Below are 19,141 nucleotides of genomic sequence, written 5' to 3'. Positions count from 1 at the left end.
TCAGATGGACCAGAGCGCGCCGCCGTCGCAGGCGACGGCCTGGCCGGTGATGTAGGAGGCGCGGTCGGAGGCGAGGAAGGCTGCCAGCGCCGCGAACTCTTCGGGACGGCCGATGCGCTTGGCGGGTATGGCCTGGCTCACCTTTTCCAGGTCGAGCTTCGCGTCCGCCAGTCTCTCGGTCAGCGTATAGCCCGGCATCAGCGCGTTGAAGGTGATGCCGTTGGCGCCCTCTTCCTTGCTCAGCGTGTTGATCAGTCCGTGGATGCCGGCGCGCAGCGAGTTGGAGAGCGCGAAGCGGTTGATCGGCTCCTTCGCGGCGATGGAGGTCACGAACAGCACGCGGCCCCATTTCTTCTCGCGCATCGAAGGCAGCACCGCCCGCACGATCTCCACCGCGCTCATGAACAGGTTGTCGAAGGCGGCGCGCCATTGCTCGATCGTGATCTCGTCGAAGGGCGCGGTGGGCGGGCCGCCGGTGTTGACCACCACGATGTCCGGCGCGCCCAGCGTCGCCTTGGCCCGCTCTACAAGTTCCGTCGCCGCGCCCGGCTTCGCGAGGTCGCAGACGAGCGCCGTCGCGCCGATCTCGCGGGCGGTCTGCTCCAGCGCCGCCGCGGTGCGGGCGCAGATCGCCACGCGCGCGCCTTCGTCCAGCAATTCCTTGGCCACGGCGCGGCCTAATCCTTTCGAAGCGCCCAGCACGAGCGCGTTCCTGCCCTTCAATCCAAGATCCATCCGTCCTCTCCAATGATGCCGCGCCTCAGGCGCCGCTGACCTCGACGCTGCCAAGACCGGCAATGTCGAACCGATAGGAAAAAGCCTTGTCGGGGAACCGCGTGCGCACGATGCTGCCCGTCATGACGATGTCGCCCGCCTTCATGCCCCTGCCGGAAGCGCCCAGATGGTCGGCCAGCCAGGCCAGCGGCTCATAGGGGTGACCGAGCGCATCGGCGCCGACCCCTCTGCCGATCTCGGCGCCATCCTGGTAGACGATCGCTTCGACGGCCTCCAGTGCTGCGGGCGGGGCGACGAAATTGCCCAGCACCACGCCGGCGTTCCACGAATTGTCGGCAACCAGCGAGCGCACGTCCAGCACAGAATAATCGGCATGGCGATCGTCCACCACCTCGACCGCCGGGCAGACGCCGTCGACCGCCGCGGCGACCTCGTCACGCGTATAGGGTGCGGCGCGCGGCGCGAGATCGCGCCCGAGCCGGGCACAGATCTCGAATTCCAGGCCGAGATGGCCGTAGCCTCTCAGCGAGAGCTTTGCTCCGCTATGCATTACCCGCCGCCCGAAAACGGCGCCGGCGACAGGGTGGTCGATCCCGCACATGCTCTGCATGCTGTGCGAGGTCAGGCCGATCTTGTAGCCGGCTATGCGGTCGTCGCCGATGATCGCCCCGACATAGGCATCCTGCACCTTGTAGGCGGAGACAAGGTCCGACAATCCCTCGATCGTCGCGAACTGCGTGTTGTCCTGATGGCCGCGCACCAGCGCTTGTGCGGCACCAACAATATCGAACGCCATATCAAATCTCTCCATTCCCGTCCGACAATTCGCTCGCCGATTGCCGGACAAATTCGTCGTAAGCCCCAGACCACCTAAGGGGTTTTCGGCATCGGGATTTCCCGACTTCGTTTCGATGCATGTCGTTATCCCGGAACCGCTGCACATTTTTGGGCGACATGCATCAGAGATTGGTCTCGTCGGGGTTGAGCACCACCATAGTCGACGTCTCGGCCACCGATGGGATCGATTGCAGCACGTTGCTGATGAATTCGCGAAGCGCCGCGATGTCCTTCACCCATACCCGCAGCAGGTAGTCGATGTTTCCCGTCACGAGCAGGCATTCGGTGATCTCCGGGTGTTTCGCCACTTCGTTGAGAAACAAGCCGGCTCCTTCCGGGCCTTGCTGCCCCAGGCGCACGGAAACCATCACGCAGACGCCGAGACCCAGTGCCGCCGGATCGATCCGCGCCGCATATCCCTGGATCACGCCCGTCTCCTCGAGCCTCTTCAGCCGGCGCGCGCAGGGCGTGGGCGAAAGGCCGATGCGCTCGGCCAGCTCCACCGTCGAGATGCGGCCGTCCTGCCGCAGCTCGCGCAGGATGCGATGGTCGATGCCGTCCAGTTCGATCATGACGCTTTCAGCTAAAATTTCCGCCAATCTTGGTGATTATGCGCGAAAAGTTGGCGATGACAAACGAAATTTATCGTGAATGCGCTTTGATAAAGCGATAAGCTCGATCGAAAATAAGGAGGAGGCCATGGCCGCTTATATGATCTGCACGATGAGGATCCACGACCCCGAAACCTGCAAGAAGTACACCGCGCTCACCCCTGCCACGTTGAAGAAGTATGGCGGGAAGTTCCTGACGCGGGGCGATCCGGTGACCACATGCGAGGGTGAGACTTTCACCGATCGGATGGTCATCCTCGAATTTCCGGACGAGGCCACGGCCCAGAAATGGTACAATGACACCGACTATCAGGCGGCGTCGAAATTCCGCCGCGCCTCTTCCGATCGCGGACGGATGATCCTGCAGCAGGGACGCAGCGAAAGCGCCGCTCCCGACCCGCTCGTCTGAGCGGGCCAAGCCGTTGAGCCGGCAAAGTGCGTCCTTGATGCATGTCGCCCAGAAGTGTGCAGCGGTTCTGGGACAACGACATGCATAAAAACAAAAACTTAGAGCGCGGTCCGAGGAACGCATCTTGCGATCCCCGGAAAAGTTCATGCTACAAACGTGAGCGGGACAGTGCGAGTTTTCCTTGAAACGCCGACCCGCTTCAGGTCGAACTTGCGAGGCAGAATTTGGCTCGTTGGAGGCCGGTCATGAGGGCCGAGGATTTGCAGGTCGCGCGGGAAGCGTATGAGAATTATGCGGAATTCTACCGCAAGTCTTCCTACTCCGCTTTTCCCCAGCAGCATCGCACCATCCAAGGCACCGTGAGTGTCGGGGCGCCAAGTTAAAGCGGTCCAGCTTGCAGGGAACACTGCTTACGAAGGCTTTCGGCGCTTATCGGTCTCGGTGGACCAATGCCCAAAATCTGTGAAACGCGCGAAAAGCGAGCTCATAGCTTCGAATGGACACAGGTGTACATTCACGCTAAGTGTGTGCTTGGCGCTGCTTTGCGGTGTTTGGCACCAACGGCAGGTATCTTAAGAGGCGATCGATGCACATGTTCGAGCTGGAGGCCCGGCGACCAAGTCCTTGCGGTGGAGCGACGTCACTGGCCTGTGACGGCGGTTTGGGCGCATGACGAGGCGGTACTCGGCGCTTTCGCTCTTCAAGGAGGGCATCGCCGGTCAGACCGGTTGGGAAAAGGCCTGGCGCTCTCCTGATCCGAAACCGCGCTACGACGCGATCATAATCGGCGGCGGCGGGCACGGCCTCGCCACCGCCTACTATCTCGCCAAAAATCACGGCGTCACCAACGTCGCGCTCTTGGAGAAGGGGTGGATCGGAGGCGGCAATACCGGCCGCAACACGACGGTGGTGCGTTCGAACTACTTCTACCCGGAAAGCGCGGCGATCTACGGGCTGGCCCACAGCCTCTACAAGAGCCTTTCGACAGACCTGAACTACAATGTGATGTTTTCCGCGCGCGGCATCCTCACGCTCGCGCACAGCGAATCCGCAATGGAAACCGCCGCGCGGTCGGTCAACGCCATTCAGGTCAATGGCATCGATTGCGAGTTGTTCTCGGTCGAGGACGTGCGTCGCGTCGTGCCGATCTACAATTTCAGCCCGGACACACGCTTCCCCGTCTATGGCGGCACCTGGCAGCCAAGCGGCGGCACCGCCCGTCATGACGCTGTCGCCTGGGGCTACGCCCGCGCGGCGAGCCGTCTCGGTGTCGACATCATCCAGAATTGCGAGATTTCCGACTTCATCATCGAGAACGGGCGCTGCCGCGGCGTCGTCACCTCGCGCGGCGCAATCCGGGCCGAGCGTACAGGCATGGCGGTGGCCGGCCATTCATCGGTGCTGGCGGCGAAGGCGGGCTTCCGGCTGCCGGTCAATTCCTATGCGCTGCAGGCCTGCGTGTCCGAACCGGTCAAGCCGATCATCGACACGGTGGTGATCTCGCCCGACACCGGCGTCTATGTCAGCCAGTCGGACAAGGGCGAACTGGTGATCGGCGGCGCGCTCGACCGCATCCCGTCCTATGGCCAGCGCGGCAATCTGCCGGTGCTGGAAAGCGTGATCGCCGGCATGCTCGAAATGTATCCGATCTTCGGCCAGTTGAAGATGATGCGGCAATGGGCCGGCATCGTCGACGTGGTCCCGGATTCCTCGCCCATCATCGGCGAGTCGCCGCTACCCGGCCTTTTCCTCAATTGCGGCTGGGGCACGGGGGGTTTCAAAGCTATTCCCGCAGGCGGCACCCTGCTTGCCCATCTGCTTGCCACCGGCAGGCATCACGACATCAGCCGGCCCTTCGATCTCGACCGCTTCGCCCGCGGCCGCCTGATCGACGAAGCGGCCGGCTCCGGCATTGCCCATTGAAGGTGTAGAAAAGATGCAGCTCTTTCCCTGTCCGTTCTGCGGGCCGCGCGAAGAAAGCGAATTCCACTATGGCGGCGAGGCCGGCAATCTGCGGCCCGACGGCAGCGACGTGACCGCGGAGCGCTGGGCCGGTTATCTCCACATGCGCGACAATCCGAAGGGGCCGACGCGAGAGATCTGGGTGCATATGACATGCGGCGAGTTCTTCGCTATGAGCCGCGACAGCGTCAATCACAAGGTGTCGGGCTCTTCCGTGCTCGGCGAAGCGGAGCACGGCGCATGAGCGCTTCCCGTCTCACCACCGACGGCAGGGACATCGACCGCGACCGCCCGTTGAGCTTCACCTTCGACGGCAGGCGCGTCGAGGGTTTTGTAGGCGACACGATCGCCTCCGCCTTGCTCGCGAGCGGCCAGGCCGTGGTCGGCCGCAGCTTCAAATACCATAGGCCGCGCGGCATCTGGGGCTCCGGCGTCGAGGAGCCCAACGCATTGGTCGATGTCGAGAGCGCCGTCGGCCGCGTGCCGAATGCGCGCGCGACGACCGTGCAAGCCGTCGACGGCATCAAGGTCAAGAGCGTCAACGCTTCGCCGACGGCCGAGACCGACCGCAACGCCGTTCTGGATCGCTTCGCCCGCTTCCTGCCCGCCGCCTTCTACTACAAGACGTTCATGTGGCCGGACTGGCACCTGTTCGAGCCGCGCATCCGCGCCATGGCCGGACTTGGCGTCGTCGATCCGGACTGGAAGCCGCGTCAGGTCTCGGACCAGGTCAACCATCATTGCGACGTTCTGGTGGTCGGCGCCGGACCCGCCGGTCTTGCCGCGGCAGTCAGCGCGGCGGCAGCTGGGAACTCGGTCGTCCTGGTCGACGACCGGACGCATCCCGGCGGGTCGCTGCGTCATCGCGCCGGCGAAGTCGATGGCGTCGAGGGCAGGGCGTGGGTCGAGGCGACGGTTGCCAGGCTGAAGGGCGGCGGTCAGCTCGTGCTCAGCGATACGACCGCTTTCGGCCTTTACGACCACAATCTGGTCGCGCTCAACCAACGCCACTCCGACGGCCGGCCGGACACGCTTTGGCGCGTGCGGCCCCGCCGCATCGTGCTGGCGACGGGCGCGATCGAACGGCCCGTGCCGTTCGCCAACAACGACCTTCCCGGAATCCTGTCCGCCGACGCGGCGCTCAGCTATCTGCGCCGGCATGGCGTGCTTGTCGGCCGGGAAATCGTGGTCGCGACCAACAACGACAGCGCCTATGAACCTGCCTCCGCGCTCGCCGCTGCCGGCGCTTCGGTGACGGTGGTCGACTGCCGGCGCGACGGCGGCGCGCAAGGACGAGCCGATATTCGAGTCGTGGCTGGGCGCACGATCACGGCGGCGCGCGGGCGCAACGCCGTCCAGGGAGTCCTGCTGGACGACGGCACGACGCTTGGCGTCGACTGCGTCCTCGTCTCCGGCGGCTGGACACCCACTGTGCACCTGTTCTCGCAGGCGAAAGGCAAGCTCGCCTGGAGCGATCAGCTGGCGGCTTTCATCCCTGGCGAAGCCGTCGACGGGATTGGCGTCGCCGGCGCCGTGGCCGGCACGGTCTCGCTTTCGGATGCCTTGGCCAGCGGCGCCGCGGCTCCCGGCGACTTCGGTTCGTCGACGCCGGCGCCTCGCGGCACCGGGGCGGAAGCATCGCTCGGCGTCGCCGGCCTGTGGCCGAAACCCAAGGCAAAGGGTCGCGTCTGGATCGACTATCAGAGCGACGTCACCGCAAAGGATGTCGAGCTCGCGGCGCGGGAGAACTTCGTCTCCGTCGAGCACCTGAAGCGCTACACCACGCTCGGCATGGCGACTGACCAGGGCAAGACCTCGAACCTGAACGGTCTTGCGCTGCTGGCTGACATCACCGGGCGCGGCATCGCGGAAGTCGGCACCACGACCTACCGGCCGCCATTCACGCCTGTCCCCTTCGCCAGCCTTGCGGGAGCGCGCCGGGGCAGCATGCACGCTCCGGTCCGCCGTCTGCCGCTGGAGGCAAACCATCGCGCCGCCGGCGGGGTGTTCCAGGAATATGGCGGCTGGCTGAGGCCTGCCTATTATGGCGGCGGTGAAGCCGGCGCCTCGATCCAGGAGGAGGCGCGGCGAGCCCGGCAATCCGTAGCGCTCTTCGACGGTTCGACGCTGGGCAAGATCGAGGTGATCGGCCCGCGCGCGGCCGAGTTCGTCGACTTCATCTATTACAACACCATGTCGACCCTGAAGCCGGGCCATTGCCGCTATGGCTTCATGCTGTCGGAAAATGGCGTCGTCTTCGATGACGGCGTCCTGGTCCGCCTGGACGAGCATCGCTTCATCGTGTCCTGCTCGTCCTCGCATGTCACCGCGGTCCACGCGCGCCTCGAGGAATGGCGGCAGGACCGCTTCGGCCGCGACGCGCTCTATATCCACAATGCCACCGCGCACTACGCCACCTTGACCGTTTCGGGTCCGAATGCGCGCCAGGTCGTGGAGGCGCTCGATCTGGGTGTAGCACTTGACGATGCCAGCCTGCCGCATATGGCCGTCGCCGCCGGCCGCTTTGCCGGCGACGAGGTGCGCATCGCCAGGGTCTCCTTCACCGGCGACCGCAGCTACGAGATCTCCATCCGCGCCGACCGGGCGGAGGCGCTGTGGGCGAGGATGCAGCAGGAGGGCCGCGCATTCGACGCCGTTCTGCTCGGACTTGAATCGCTGATGATCCTGCGCGCCGAGAAGGGGTACATCGTCATCGGCAAGGACACCGACGGAACCACCATGCCGCACGATCTGGGCGTCGCCGGACCGCGGACCAAACGCGCCGGTGAGTTCGTCGGCCGGCGCTCGCTTTTCACCGAAGCCGGCAACGGCATGGACCGCAATCAGCTCGTCGGCCTTGCGCTGCGCCAAGGCGAGGCGCCGCTGGCGACCGGCGCGCATGGCGTGGAGAAGCGTGAGGGCCGGCTCAGGAGCATCGGTTTCGTCACCTCCAGCTATCAGAGCCCAACCCTGGGACGCCCTGTCGCCCTGGCGCTCATCGAACGGGGCGCGGCGCGGCACGGCGAAACCATCGACGTTCAACATCTGGGTGTCGTGCGGCAGGCGAGGATCGTCGCGCCTTGCGCCTTCGATCCGGAGGGAAGGCGGCTTCATGCGTAACCTTGCCGAAAAATGGCCGGCGGCGCCCGACTGGGCTGCCGCTACGCTGAGCAAAGGCGGCGTCGGCATGCGGACGCTTGCCGGGCTGAACCAGCTTCTGGTCAGCGGCGACCTTGCCGCCTGGTCGAAGGCTTCGGGGCTTGCTGGCGAGGGCGTCGGCGCCGGCGCAATTGCCAGTGGCGACAGATACATGGCGCGGATCGCCCGCGACCGCGTTCTTGCGGTCGCGGAGCAGCCGTTCCCCATTGCGGCCGGCTGGCACGCGGCCGGTTTCGCGGTCACGGTCATGGATGCCGGACTGCATGTCTTCGAGATCGAGGGGCCGGACCTGGATCGTCTGATCGCCAGGGGCACGGCGCTCGATCCAGGGGCGGCAAGCCGCTCGGCATCGATCCTTTTTGCCGGCGTCGGCGCTCTCTTCTACCGGTTCGGCAATTCCCATCGGGCGCGTCTCCACGTCGACCGGGGCCTTGCCCCGTATCTTTGGGAATGGCTTGGACAAGTGCAAGTATTGTAGCGTGGTGGTTTAAGGTCTATCTAGCCGGCGTTCAAACTTGGCCGGTCCGCTATGTTCTCCGATTCCAGTGCTGATGAAGTCGTGCGGCGGTCCGGTCTGATCGGCAACACCAAGGTGACGCGCGAGGACTGGATGAACCTCGCGCTGGAGACGTTGATCTCCGAGGGCGTGGAGGCGGTGCGCGTGCTGGCGCTCGGGCAGAAGCTCAATGTCTCACGTTCCAGTTTCTACTGGTACTTCAAGAGCCGCCAGGACCTGCTCGACCAGCTGCTGGATTACTGGCGCAATAACAACACCCGTTTCATCGTCGAGCAGGCCGGCCGGCCGGCCGCGTCGATCACGCAAGCCGTGCTCAATGTCTTCGAGTGCTGGCTGGACGAAACGCTCTTCAATCCGCGACTGGACTTCGCCGTGCGCGCCTGGTCGCGCCAGTCGGCCGACGTGCACCGGGTCGTGAACGAGGAGGACGACGCGCGCGTCGAAGCCATCCGGGCGATGTTTTCGCGGCATGGCTATGAAGCCACCGAAGCGTTCGTGCGGGCGCGCGTGCTGTATTTCACGCAGATCGGCTATTACTCGCTCGAGATCGTCGAACCGGTAAGCAACCGTCTCTTCCTGACGCCGGCCTACCTGCTCACGCACACGGGCGAAGCTCCTCGCGAAGGAGAGGTGGATGCCTTCGCCAAAAAGATGCTGCCGAGACGTCCCGGCTGAGCAGTCCTGCCATCCACGATCGCATCAATTCAGATCGCGTGGAAACTCCTTGACCTCTTCGCGGTCGACCACGACCTCGTCGCCGGCGCGTGCGATGAGATGCGTTTCCATGCGCCAGACATCGTGCAGCGCGCGCACCGTGGCGGAGACCGAAACGCCGGCGCTCCAGTCGCCGCGCGAATAGGTCTTGTCCCACGTCACGGTCCCGCGCGCCGAGTTCGGATCGTCCGGATGGACGACGAAGATCTCGGTCTGTCTCTGCGACAGGGTCATGCCGGTGTGTGGATGGCGCACCGTTCCGGCGTCGATGACGACCGTATAGCTCGTCTCGCCGGTGATCTGGTCCGTGGTCACCTCGCGCCGGAAAGGCTCGCCCGCCTTGATCGCTTCCTGCGCCATCGGCGTGGCGCTTTCCGGTCCCTCGAATTCCGGGAGTGTCTTGTCGAGCGGCTGCGGCTTGCGCACCGGCAGGAATAGCCTGCTGCCGGCGCAATGGATCGACAGCGTCGCCTTCTCCGGTCCCGGAAAGACGATCGGCCAATGCGCCGTTGCAACGGCAAGCCGGATGCGCTGGCCCTTCTCGAAGCGCTGGCCGCAGCAGCGCAATTTGAAGCGCACCGTTTCGGCCTTGCCTGGCGTCATCGGTGCCAATTCGAGATCGCCATGCCGATGCGTGAGGTTGAGGATGCCGTAGCTGACGCGCGAGGCCGCGCCGTCTTCAAGCACGAGCGACAGCGTGGCCGAGATCAGCGCGACCGGCTTGTCCGAGGCGAGCTTCACCTCGAATTCCGGGAAGCCGAGGATCTCCACGGCTTCCTCAAGAGGATCGGTTTCGAAGACGAGCGCGTTGCCGGCTTCCATGCGCTGGTCGACCGGCAAGGTCGGCAGGACGCCGTAGCCGCACCACGCGCCGGACGAGAGCCCCGCCGTTGAGGGCGAGCGGATCGTCAGCACGTCGTCGCTGCCCGCGCCCTCGGCAAGACGGCCGGGTGACAAGGCGAGCGCGCGCTCGCCGATGCCGGGTCCCGGCCATGACGGCTCGGCAACCCAGCGGCCTGGGCGCTCCTCATAGATAGCGGCCGGCGGCGCCGGCTCCTGCATCCAGGCGCGCAGCATGGGTTCGTCGGCGATGCCGGTGTCGATGCCCTTGAGATACTGGTCCCACCAGCGCAGGCATTCCTGGAGGAAGCCCATGCGCGGGCCCGGCATGGCGAAGTGCGGGTATTTGTGGCCCCACGGGCCGATCAGTCCCTTGCGCACACCCGGCAAGTTTTCAAGCATGCGGAAGATCGGGTTCGGATAGCCGTCCGCCCAACCGCCGACGGCGTAGACCGGGATTTCGACGTCGGAATAATCCTCGCAGATCGAGCCGTGCTTGTAGAAGTCGTCGCGGCGCTGGTGCTCGAACCAGTCCTGCATCCAGATGCCGTTGCCGTCGAGGCGACCCTCCCACATCTCACGCCAGCGGTCGCCGACGATCAGCGGATCGGGAGGCGTCATGGCGATCGCCCAGGCCGTGGTGCCCCATATCAGATTGTCGCACATCTGCGCGCCGCCGAGATAATGGACGTCATCGTTGTAACGGTCGTCGGTGGAGCAGAGCGAGATGACCGCCTTCAGCGCCGGCGGGCGGCGGGCGGCGACCTGGAGTCCGTTGAAGCCGCCCCAGCTGATGCCGATCATGCCGACCGCGCCCGAGCACCAGGGCTGCTTCGCCAGCCATTCGATGACGACGAGACAATCGTCCTGTTCCTGCTTCAGATATTCGCCCTTGCAGACGCCTTCGCTGTCGCCGGTGCCGCGCATGTCGACACGCACGCCGGCATAGCCGTGGCCGGCGAAATAGGGATGGGTGAGCGCGTCGCGCTCCACCGTTCCGTCGCGCTTTCGATAGGGCAGGTATTCGAGGATGGTCGGCACCGGATCGGCTTCGGCGTCCTGCGGGAGCCAGATGCGTGCGGCGAGCTTCACGCCGTCCGGCATCGGGATCCACAGGTTTTCGATCTCGCGGACCTTGCGCGGGAAATCGGTGACCACGCGGATGTCTTTCATCGGACGGACCTTCTCTTAACTTGCGGCGATTGCCTCGACGGCGCTTGGGCCGGCATTGAGCGGGAAGTGACAGGTGAGCCGGCTCGAGCCGACTGCGGACGAGGTCGGCGCCTGCGTTGTGCAGATGTCTTGCGCGAACGGGCAGCGTGTGTGGAACTCACAGCCCGAAGGCCTGTCGAGCAGTGACGGTACTTCGGCCGGCAGCGCGATTCGGTTGTGCACCTTGTCGGGATCGGGCTCGGGGTTCGCGGACAGCAGCGCGGCCGTGTAGGGATGATGCGGCGCCCGGAAAATCGCCTCGGTCTCGCCTTCCTCGACAAAGCGCCCGAGATACATCACCGCCATCCGGTCGGCGATCTGGCGCACGACATGCAGATTGTGCGTGATGATGAGCATCGACAGGCCCATGCGGTCGCGCAGGTCGTTGAGCAGGTTGAGCACCTCGCCCTGGATCGATACGTCGAGCCCGGCTGTCGGTTCGTCGGCGATGATCAGCACCGGGTCGAGCGCGACGGCCCTTGCGACGCCGACCCGGCGCGCCTGGCCGCCGGAGAGCTGGTGCGGATAGCGCTCGGCGAAATCGCGCGGAAGCCCGACCAGGGCGAGCAGGCGCTCCACCTCGGCTTCGAGGCTGCGGCCGGACAGGCCGTGGATGGCGAACGGCTCCGTCAGCAGCGAACGGACGCTGAGGCGCGGCGACAGCGAGCCGACCGGGTCCTGGAACATCATCGACATCTTGCGGCGCAGCGGCTTCCATTCCGCCTTGGTCAGCTCGTTCAGCTCTCGGCCCTCGAAGCGGACCGAACCGCCAGCCACCGCCTGCAGGCCGTTCACGGCGCGCGCGAGCGTGGTCTTGCCCGATCCGGACTCGCCGACCAGCGCAAGCGTCTGGCCGCGCTCCAGCGTGAAGCCGACACCGGCGACGGCCTCGATCTCCGTCCGCCGGCCGGCCAACGCGCTCATCATGCCGCCGACGCGGAAGCGCACGCGAAGATCGGAAACGGAAAGCAGAGGTTCTGTCGTCATGCGGCCGTTCCGGCCGTTTCATCGGTGTGCCAGCATCGCGCGACGTGCGACGCGCTCAGCGCGGTATCGGGCGGCATCGCGGAGCAGGCATCGTCCGCGAGCTCGCAGCGTGCCTGGAAAACGCAACCCTTGGGGCGGTTACGCAGGTCCGGCAGCGTGCCGGGAATGGTGGGCAGCCGCGGCTCGCGCCGCGAGAGCCTTGCCGGATCGCAGGCGAGCAGCTTCTTCGTGTAGGGATGTCGCGGGTTGTGGAAGATGTCGCGGGTCGAGCCGCGTTCGACCACTTCGCCGGCATACATGACGATCATCTCGTCGCACAGTTCCGCGATGACGCCGAGATGATGCGAGATGAACAGCACGGAGCAGCCGATCTGCTTCTGCAAGTCCTTGAGCAACTCGATGATGGCGACTTCGAGCGTGGCGTCGAGAGCCGTTGTCGGCTCATCGGCGATCAGCAGCGAAGGCTGCATCAGCAGCGCCATGGCGATCGCGATGCGCTGCTTCATGCCGCCCGAGAATTCGTGCGGAAACTGCGCCAGCCGGCGCCCAGGATCGGGAATCCGGACCTTGCGCAGCATCGCGATGGAGAGCGCGTCCTTCGCCTTGCGCGACAGTCCGGAGCGGTACTGGATGTCGCGCATCTGCTTGCCCACGGAAAGCACCGGGTTCAGCGCCCCCATCGGGTCCTGGAAGACGGTTGCGATCTTCTGGCCGCGCAACGCCCGCATGCCTGTGCCGTCGAGACGGACGAGATCGCTTTTGCCCTCGAACAGAATCTGGCCCGACGTGACCCTGCCGTTGTCTGCGAGCAGGCCGAGAATGGCATTGATCAATGTCGATTTTCCGCAACCCGACTCGCCGACGACGCCGACGATCCGGTTCGTCGGCACCTCCAGGCTCACCTTGCGCAGCGCCTGCAACGTGCCGGCTTCGGTGGCGAAGTCGACGCTGAGGTCCTTGACGTCAAGGACGGTCATCCGCGCCTCTTCAGCCGGGGGTCGAAAACGTCGCGCAGGGTCTCGCCGAGGAAGGTGAAGCCGAGCGTTGTGAGGATGATCGGCAGGCCGCCCGCGACCACGATCCAGTATGAATCGCGGATGTTGACGAAGCCGTCGTTCAGGATCGCGCCCCAGCTTGGCAGAGGCGGTCTGACGCCGAGGCCGAGGAAGCTCAGACCGGCCTCGATCGCCACGACGACCGGGATGTCCATCGACGCGAGGATGAGGATGGGGCCGATAACGTTGGGCAATATGTGGACGGTGAGAATGCGCGCGGTGCTTGCGCCCATCGAGCGCGCCGCCATCACATGTTCGGCGGACTTCAGCACGAGCGTCTGTGTCCTGATGATGCGGGCATAGCCGGGCACGTTGACCAGCACGACCACGATCAGCACCGCAAGCAGCGAAGGTCCGGTCAGCGTGACCAGCGTAAGCGCCAGCATCACGGTCGGGAAGCTCTTGATGGCATCGAAGAGCAGGAGCATCAGATTGTCGAGCCAGCGCGGCCCGTAGCCTGCGATGAGCCCAAGCGCGATGCCGCCGATGAGCGACAGTCCGGTCGCGCCAAGCGCAATGGCCAGCGCGATGCGGCCGCCATGGAGCACACGCGAGAACAGATCGCGCCCCAGATGGTCCGTGCCGAGCAGGTGATGCAGGCTTGCGGGCGCGAAGCGCTCGGCCGGGGCGAGTTTCGTCGGTGGGTAGCTGCTGAGCACGTCGGCGAAGAGAGCCGAGAGAACGACGATCACGACCAGGGTGAGACCGAACGCGCCGAGCGGCTCGCGAACGATGCGCCGAAGCACGCGGCCGATCTTGGCGACGCGCTGCCGTGATGGCCGGTCAATTAAGACTTGTTCTGACACGAGGGTCCAACGCACCAATGAGGATGTCGGCGAGAGCGTTCACGACGACGAAGAAAACGGTCGTCACCAAAACGGCGCCGGTGACAACCGGATAGTTGCGCACCGAGATCGCCTCGTAGACCAGCTTGCCGATGCCGGGGCGGGCGAAGACGATCTCGGCGAAGACGGCCGAAGACACCATATTGCCGATGCCGACGCCGAGCAGCGTGACGGTGGGCAGGATGGCGATACGCAAGGCATAGGAATAGGTGATGCGCCGATCCGTCAGGCCGAAAGCGCGCGCGGTGCGGATGTGGCTGGCTTCCAGCGTTTCTAGCATGGAAGCGCGCACCATGCGCGCGATGTAGCCGACCCAGCCGACGCCGATTGCGAGCGAGGGCAGGGCAAGATGCTTCAGCTGGCTGGCGAGATTGCCGGGCTCGCCGGCGCCGATGGCCGGCAGCCACTGCAGGGCGACGGCAAAGATCAGCAGGGAATAGATCGCGATGACGAAGGATGGCACCGCGATGACCGCGACCGACAGGATGCCGATGACGCGGTCGACGAAGCCGCCGCGCCGCACCGCCGCGATGCAGCCCAGCGGAATGCCGAGCAGCACCGACCATGAGATCGCGCCCGCGATCAGCGCCAGTGTGTACGGCAACTGCTCGAACACGACGTCCAGCACCGGCCGCCCGGACAGCACCTCGGTGCCGAGGTCGCCGCGCAACGCGGACAAATAGAACCGGAGGAACTGGATCCAGATCGGCTGGTCCAGCCCCATGCGGCTGCGCAACGCCTGAACCATCTCGGGCGTGGCGCGCGGTCCGAGCGCCACGGATGCCGGGTCGCCCGGGATCACATAGATCATGGCGAACAGCATCACCATCGCGACGCTCACGATGATGATGCCCAGGCCCAGCCGTTTCAGCGCATAGCGGAGCATCTCAGGAGCCGGCCGATCCGCCCCATGCCGTGCCGTTGTCCATCACGTCAGGCAGGTTTGAAGTCCGCGAAGCAAGGCTCGCCATTCGGCTTGAGCCCGGCGGCAACGCTCTTGCGGTACATCACGCCGGTGACTTCATGGGTGAGGAAGACGTAGCAGCCGCTCTCCTCCATCAGGTCCTGCATCTTCTTGTACATGACGTCGCGCTTGGCCGGGTCGAGCTCGATCTTGCCTTCGGTGACCAGCTTGTCGAATTCAGCGTTGCTGAACTGCTCCCAATTCCACTCACCGATCTGGCTGGTCGTGTACCACTCCGTCGCCCAGCTCGGATCAGGCTGCATCGAGAAGCGCGACAGCACCATCTGGAGCTTCTTGTAATAAGGGTTTTGCTTCGACCCCAGCGTCCAGAACGTGCCGCTGTCATTCTGCTTGATTTCGACATTGATGCCGATGTCCTGCAGGTTCGCCTGCACGACCTGCGCCGCCGACAGGCGTTCCGCCTTGTTGAGGATGTCGAGCGTGACGGTGACGCCGCTGGCGCCGGCCTTGTTGACCAGCTCGCGAGCCTTGTCGGGATCGTATTCGTAGAGGTTCTTCTCGCGATGGCCGACCAGGCCGGGCGCGATGATGCCGGTGGAGGTGGCGGCGGCGCCGAAATAGGCCGCGTCCACCACGGCCTTGCGGTCGACGCCATACTGCACGGCGCGGCGCAGGTCCGGATTGTCGAAGGGCGCCGCGATCTGGTTCATGCCGAGCCAGACGAAGGCCAGCGATGGCTTCTCGACCACGACGGTGTCCGCCGGCGGCGTTTCCTTCAGCCGCTTGATCGAGGACACGGCCGTCCAGGTGTAGTCGAGGTCGCCTGCCTCATAGCCAAGCTCGGCGGTCTTTTCGTCCTCGATCGGATGGACGTGGATCTCGTCGTAGCCGCCCTGCTCGTATTTCCAGTCCGGGTTGCGCACGAGCACGGTGCGCTGCTTGGGCGTCCATTCCTTGAGCAGATAGGGGCCTGACTGCGCCACGGGTTTCACGCCGAGCTTGCCGCCAGCCTCGGTCACGGCGCGCTTGGACAGGATCGTGCTCGACGGCGTCGGCAAGGTCGAGGTCCACAACGGCGCGAACGCCTTGTTCAGATGGATGATGCCCGAAAGCTTGTCCTTGACCTCGACTTCCTTGAGCGTCGCCCAGTCGCCCGCATAAGGGGACTTGTTGGCGGGATCGGCGATGCGCTCGATCGAGAACTTCACGTCCTCTGCGGTCAGCTGACCGAAACCGTCGGTGAAGCCGATATTGTCGCGCAGCTTGAAGGCGATCGTGAGTGGGTCGAGCTGGTCGATCTTCTCCACAGCCATCGGCTTCCAGCCCCAGATGGCCGCGGCGCAGCAGCACCTCGATAAGCTCCTTCGTCTGGCCCGGGCTCGAATAGGTCGTCTTGCCTTCGGGATATTCGTTCTTCGGCCAGAAATGCGGATTGCTGGAGATGATGTCCTCGATGCCTTCGACCTCGACCGGGAAAGCATAGTCGAGCCCGATGCCGACATGGCGCGGGCCGGCAAGGTCGATCAGATATTCGACGTGGTCGGCCAGCCGCTCGGAATCGGTGCGGCCCTCGCCGAGGAAGCGGTTGAGGCCCACGACGCCGATGATGCCGCCGGTACGGGCGCAAGCCTTGATCTGGTCATCGGTGATGTTGCGCCCGTGAGCGCAGAGCGCCTTCGGGTTGGAGTGCGAGAAGATCACCGGCCGGTCCGTATATTCCATCACGTCCATCGTGGTGCGATAGCCCGTATGGGTCACGTCCACGAACATGCCGAGGCGGTTCATTTCGTCGATCACCTGCCGGCCGAATGCGGTCAGACCTGTGTCCTCGTCGTGGCACCCGCCGCCGGCGAGATTGTTGCGGTTGTAGGCGAACAGCATCTGTCGCACGCCGAGGCGATGGTAGAGTGTGGCGACTGTCTTTTCCCAGGGCAGGAGATCGAAGCCGACATCGATGGAAAGATAGTCGACGCCTGCGTCGCGCCAGATCCGCAGATTGTTCAGGTCCGCGGCTGGGTCGGGCATGAAGCCGGAATGCGCATCCCAGATGACTTCGCTCTTCAGGATCGACTGGACTTTGTCGTCAAGGTTCATCGCGTCTTTGTCCGGTTGTTACGTCGCTTCGAAATCTGCGCGTTCCAATCATGGCGGGTCAACCGCCCATCGTGCCGTCAAGGCCGCTGGCCCAATCTAATGTACACCGGTGTCTAGACAATGCTCCGACTGTCGTTATGGTTGGGTGCGTGAGCTTGCCGTGGCGATAGCGCCAGGTTGAGCGCGGTGTTGGGAAGTCGAGATGAGCAGCGTGCGGAACTCCGGATCGATGATCGCGCCGATTGCCGGCCGGATGTCGGGGGATTTCCGCTCCGCCGCGGAATTCGCCGAGGCAGCGGGTTTGTATGCCGCTCTCTTCGGGCTGGACGGGCACGTCTTCGCGGCTCGCTCTCTTTGCGGTCACGCCTCCAGCGATGCGATGTTTTTCATCGGCCAGAGCTTCGAGGGCGGCCTCGATGGCGCGCCGGTCAGCCGTCTCTACCAAATGCGGCGCGGCGGTGAATCGCCTCAACGGCTCAATGATGCGGAGACCAGGCAAATCAGTCTTGCGCCAGACGGAGAGAGCTTGGCGGTCGCCTACGCCGGTGGAGAGGCGGGCATCGACCGCATCGAGATCTGGTCTGGCGGCGAAGGCACCGCGGTGGCGGATGTGCCCGGCCGGATCGAGCTGATGGACTGGGCGCCCGATGGCCAAAGGTTGCTGCTCGTCGTTGCCGGCGTCGGCGCGGATCTGGCTGGAATTCACGGCGGCTACGCGCAGAAGCAGAAGACGGATGCGCCCGCATGGCTGCCCGAAGTGGGTTGGGGCGAAGGCGAGGACCTTTGGCGCCGGGTTTGGATCTGGGATATGAAGGCCAAACCCGCGCCGCTCACATCGGCGCCGGTCAATGTATGGGAAGCGAGCTGGTGCGGCGCCGACAAGATCGCCGCCGTGACCAGCGATGACCATGGCGAGGGCAGCTGGTATGCGGCGAAGCTTTCGCTGATCGACGCGAAGTCGGGATCGGCCACCCTTCTTCACACGCCGCGCGACCAGATCGGCGTTCCTCGCGGCTCGCCCGACGGCGCCCGTATCGCCTTCATCCAGGCCTTCTGCAGCGATCGCGGCCTTGTTGCCGGGCAGCTGTCGATCCTAGATCCGTTCGGCGGCGAGGTTGCAGTCGTGCCGACCAATCCGATCGACGTCACCTCGATCGAATGGCGCTCCGCCGCCAGCTTGCATATGGCGGGCATCCGCGGCCACGAGACGGTGCTGGCCGATTGCGATGTCTCCGCCGCAGGGGTGACCGAACGCTGGTCGTCGACCGAATTGACCTGCGGCGAGTGGGCGCCCTCCAGTGTGCCGGTCGGGGCCGCGGGCTCGCTCTTCATCGCGGAGGCTTATGACCGGGCTCCATTCCTGGCCGAGGTCGCCGATGGCGGACTGCGCGAGATCGCGTCGCTCATGGCGTCCGATGCGCAATCCGCGATGGCCGGCCGCGGCAAGGCCGAGCCGTTTTCCTGGCGTGCCCGCGACGGACTCGAAATCCAGGGCTGGCTTGTCCGCCCGCTGGCGGCGGCCGGGCCGACGCCGCTGCTGGTCGATATCCATGGCGGGCCGATCTCGTCCCATCGCAACCGCTGGATGGCGCGAACGCGTTCCGCTCCACTGCTCGTCTCGCGCGGCTGGACGATTTTCTTTCCCAACCCTAGGGGCAGCACGGGACGCGGGGACGCCTTCGCCCGCGCCGTGCAGGGCGACATGGGCGGCGCCGATGCCGACGACATTTTGAGCGGCATCGATGCCCTGGTGGAGAAAGGCCTGGTCGACCCGGATCGCGTCGCCGTCACCGGCACCAGCTATGGCGGCTTCATGTCCGCATGGCTGCCGACGCGCAGCGGCCGCTTCGCCGCCGCCATTCCGATCTCGCCCGTCGGCGACTGGTACAGCCAGCATCGCACGACGCAGATACCGGAATTCGACGCGCTGATGCTGGAATCCTCGCCATGGGAAGAAGGCGGCGCTTATTTTACCCGCAGCCCCGCCTTTTACCGGCAGCTCAGCAAGGTCCCGACACTGGTCATGGCCGGCGGCATCGACAAGAGTACGCCCCCCGGCCAGGCGCTGGAGTGCCATTTCGCGGCCTTGCGCTCGGGTTCGCCAAGCGCGCTCGCGACCTATCCGAGCGCCGGCCATAGCCTGCGCGGCTATCCGGAATATATCGACACCGCCGCCCGCATCGTCTGGTGGCTTGACACCTATGTTGGCGGTTCTTCGACCGCGAAGATGTAAGGAGGA

General features: G+C 65.1%; 16 protein-coding genes and 1 pseudogene. 7 read left to right on the top strand and 10 right to left on the bottom strand.

All coding sequences use genetic code 11. From position 1 onward, the window contains the following. The 3 genes from FJ430_RS30625 to FJ430_RS30615 form a co-directional block, all read right to left on the bottom strand. Positions 1-735, bottom strand: coding sequence for an SDR family oxidoreductase (locus tag FJ430_RS30625; protein ID WP_140643150.1), 735 nt, complete (start codon positions 733-735; stop codon positions 1-3). Positions 736-760: 25 nt separating this feature from the next. Continuing rightward, positions 761-1,531, bottom strand: a complete 771-nt coding sequence (locus FJ430_RS30620) for a 2-keto-4-pentenoate hydratase (RefSeq protein ID WP_181175416.1) — start codon at positions 1,529-1,531, stop codon at positions 761-763. 163 nt (positions 1,532-1,694) lie between these two features. Further along, positions 1,695-2,144 (bottom strand): Lrp/AsnC family transcriptional regulator, encoded by a 450-nt coding sequence (locus FJ430_RS30615; RefSeq protein WP_140706149.1) that lies wholly within the window; start codon positions 2,142-2,144, stop codon positions 1,695-1,697. A gap of 127 nt (positions 2,145-2,271) precedes the next feature. On the opposite strand from FJ430_RS30615, the gene FJ430_RS30610 reads away from it, so the two are divergent. The 6 genes from FJ430_RS30610 to FJ430_RS30585 all read left to right on the top strand — a co-directional run bounded on the left by FJ430_RS30610 (position 2,272) and on the right by FJ430_RS30585 (position 8,905). Further along, the gene (locus tag FJ430_RS30610) at positions 2,272-2,592 is read left to right on the top strand and encodes a DUF1330 domain-containing protein (RefSeq protein WP_181175414.1); all 321 of its coding nucleotides are present in this window, start codon (positions 2,272-2,274) and stop codon (positions 2,590-2,592) included. Positions 2,593-3,261: 669 nt separating this feature from the next. Then, positions 3,262-4,515: a sarcosine oxidase subunit beta family protein gene (locus FJ430_RS30605; RefSeq protein WP_140706145.1), complete on the top strand. Its 1,254-nt coding sequence runs from the start codon at positions 3,262-3,264 to the stop codon at positions 4,513-4,515. Between the two features lie 13 nt (positions 4,516-4,528). Further along, complete coding sequence (locus FJ430_RS30600) at positions 4,529-4,798, top strand: sarcosine oxidase subunit delta (RefSeq protein ID WP_140706143.1); 270 nt, start codon at positions 4,529-4,531, stop codon at positions 4,796-4,798. Beyond that, positions 4,795-7,674: a sarcosine oxidase subunit alpha family protein gene (locus tag FJ430_RS30595; protein WP_140706141.1), complete on the top strand. Its 2,880-nt coding sequence runs from the start codon at positions 4,795-4,797 to the stop codon at positions 7,672-7,674. The genes FJ430_RS30600 and FJ430_RS30595 overlap by 4 nt, the downstream gene beginning before the upstream one ends. Then, entirely contained in the window at positions 7,667-8,191 is a 525-nt protein-coding gene (locus tag FJ430_RS30590) for a hypothetical protein (RefSeq protein WP_140706139.1), read from the top strand. Before FJ430_RS30595 ends, FJ430_RS30590 begins: the two co-directional genes overlap by 8 nt. A 51-nt stretch (positions 8,192-8,242) precedes the next feature. Further along, complete coding sequence (locus FJ430_RS30585) at positions 8,243-8,905, top strand: TetR/AcrR family transcriptional regulator (RefSeq protein WP_140706137.1); 663 nt, start codon at positions 8,243-8,245, stop codon at positions 8,903-8,905. 24 nt (positions 8,906-8,929) lie between these two features. Here FJ430_RS30585 and FJ430_RS30580 read toward each other — a convergent pair whose 3' ends face one another. The 7 genes and pseudogenes from FJ430_RS30580 to FJ430_RS31795 form a co-directional block, all read right to left on the bottom strand. Then, entirely contained in the window at positions 8,930-10,957 is a 2,028-nt protein-coding gene (locus FJ430_RS30580; RefSeq protein WP_140706135.1) for a CocE/NonD family hydrolase, read from the bottom strand. A gap of 15 nt (positions 10,958-10,972) precedes the next feature. Beyond that, entirely contained in the window at positions 10,973-11,983 is a 1,011-nt protein-coding gene (locus FJ430_RS30575; protein WP_140706133.1) for an ABC transporter ATP-binding protein, read from the bottom strand. Further along, positions 11,980-12,960, bottom strand: a complete 981-nt coding sequence (locus tag FJ430_RS30570; protein WP_140706131.1) for an ABC transporter ATP-binding protein — start codon at positions 12,958-12,960, stop codon at positions 11,980-11,982. Before FJ430_RS30570 ends, FJ430_RS30575 begins: the two co-directional genes overlap by 4 nt. Further along, positions 12,957-13,784 carry an ABC transporter permease gene (locus tag FJ430_RS30565; protein ID WP_226892000.1) on the bottom strand — a complete coding sequence of 276 codons (828 nt, stop codon included), beginning with the start codon at positions 13,782-13,784 and terminating at the stop codon, positions 12,957-12,959. The genes FJ430_RS30570 and FJ430_RS30565 overlap by 4 nt, the downstream gene beginning before the upstream one ends. 37 nt (positions 13,785-13,821) lie before the next feature. After that, positions 13,822-14,769, bottom strand: coding sequence for an ABC transporter permease (locus tag FJ430_RS30560; RefSeq protein WP_140643122.1), 948 nt, complete (start codon positions 14,767-14,769; stop codon positions 13,822-13,824). Between the two features lie 47 nt (positions 14,770-14,816). After that, positions 14,817-16,121, bottom strand: a complete 1,305-nt coding sequence (locus tag FJ430_RS30555; protein ID WP_181175412.1) for an ABC transporter substrate-binding protein — start codon at positions 16,119-16,121, stop codon at positions 14,817-14,819. A gap of 76 nt (positions 16,122-16,197) precedes the next feature. Further along, positions 16,198-16,689 (bottom strand): annotated as a pseudogene (locus tag FJ430_RS31795) (dipeptidase); the annotation flags it as partial. A gap of 415 nt (positions 16,690-17,104) precedes the next feature. On the opposite strand from FJ430_RS31795, the gene FJ430_RS30545 reads away from it, so the two are divergent. After that, positions 17,105-19,135 (top strand): prolyl oligopeptidase family serine peptidase, encoded by a 2,031-nt coding sequence (locus FJ430_RS30545; protein WP_140706129.1) that lies wholly within the window; start codon positions 17,105-17,107, stop codon positions 19,133-19,135. Positions 19,136-19,141: the final 6 nt, after the last annotated feature.

The sequence above is a fragment of the Mesorhizobium sp. B2-8-5 genome (assembly GCF_006440675.2).
GTDB lineage: Bacteria > Pseudomonadota > Alphaproteobacteria > Rhizobiales > Rhizobiaceae > Mesorhizobium.
Note: the sequence above shows the minus strand (reverse complement) of the source record. Positions and strands in the feature narration are given on the sequence as shown.

What these genes read in the sequence shown, in the direction of transcription:
- FJ430_RS30625 (WP_140643150.1), bottom strand. Translation starts at nt 735, where the DNA reads ATGGATCTTGGATTGAAGGGCAGGAACGCGCTCGTGCTGGGCGCTTCG.
- FJ430_RS30620 (WP_181175416.1), bottom strand. Translation starts at nt 1,531, where the DNA reads ATGGCGTTCGATATTGTTGGTGCCGCACAAGCGCTGGTGCGCGGCCAT.
- FJ430_RS30615 (WP_140706149.1), bottom strand. Translation starts at nt 2,144, where the DNA reads ATGATCGAACTGGACGGCATCGACCATCGCATCCTGCGCGAGCTGCGG.
- FJ430_RS30610 (WP_181175414.1), top strand. Translation starts at nt 2,272, where the DNA reads ATGGCCGCTTATATGATCTGCACGATGAGGATCCACGACCCCGAAACC.
- FJ430_RS30605 (WP_140706145.1), top strand. Translation starts at nt 3,262, where the DNA reads ATGACGAGGCGGTACTCGGCGCTTTCGCTCTTCAAGGAGGGCATCGCC.
- FJ430_RS30600 (WP_140706143.1), top strand. Translation starts at nt 4,529, where the DNA reads ATGCAGCTCTTTCCCTGTCCGTTCTGCGGGCCGCGCGAAGAAAGCGAA.
- FJ430_RS30595 (WP_140706141.1), top strand. Translation starts at nt 4,795, where the DNA reads ATGAGCGCTTCCCGTCTCACCACCGACGGCAGGGACATCGACCGCGAC.
- FJ430_RS30590 (WP_140706139.1), top strand. Translation starts at nt 7,667, where the DNA reads ATGCGTAACCTTGCCGAAAAATGGCCGGCGGCGCCCGACTGGGCTGCC.
- FJ430_RS30585 (WP_140706137.1), top strand. Translation starts at nt 8,243, where the DNA reads ATGTTCTCCGATTCCAGTGCTGATGAAGTCGTGCGGCGGTCCGGTCTG.
- FJ430_RS30580 (WP_140706135.1), bottom strand. Translation starts at nt 10,957, where the DNA reads ATGAAAGACATCCGCGTGGTCACCGATTTCCCGCGCAAGGTCCGCGAG.
- FJ430_RS30575 (WP_140706133.1), bottom strand. Translation starts at nt 11,983, where the DNA reads ATGACGACAGAACCTCTGCTTTCCGTTTCCGATCTTCGCGTGCGCTTC.
- FJ430_RS30570 (WP_140706131.1), bottom strand. Translation starts at nt 12,960, where the DNA reads ATGACCGTCCTTGACGTCAAGGACCTCAGCGTCGACTTCGCCACCGAA.
- FJ430_RS30560 (WP_140643122.1), bottom strand. Translation starts at nt 14,769, where the DNA reads ATGCTCCGCTATGCGCTGAAACGGCTGGGCCTGGGCATCATCATCGTG.
- FJ430_RS30555 (WP_181175412.1), bottom strand. Translation starts at nt 16,121, where the DNA reads ATGGCTGTGGAGAAGATCGACCAGCTCGACCCACTCACGATCGCCTTC.
- FJ430_RS30545 (WP_140706129.1), top strand. Translation starts at nt 17,105, where the DNA reads ATGAGCAGCGTGCGGAACTCCGGATCGATGATCGCGCCGATTGCCGGC.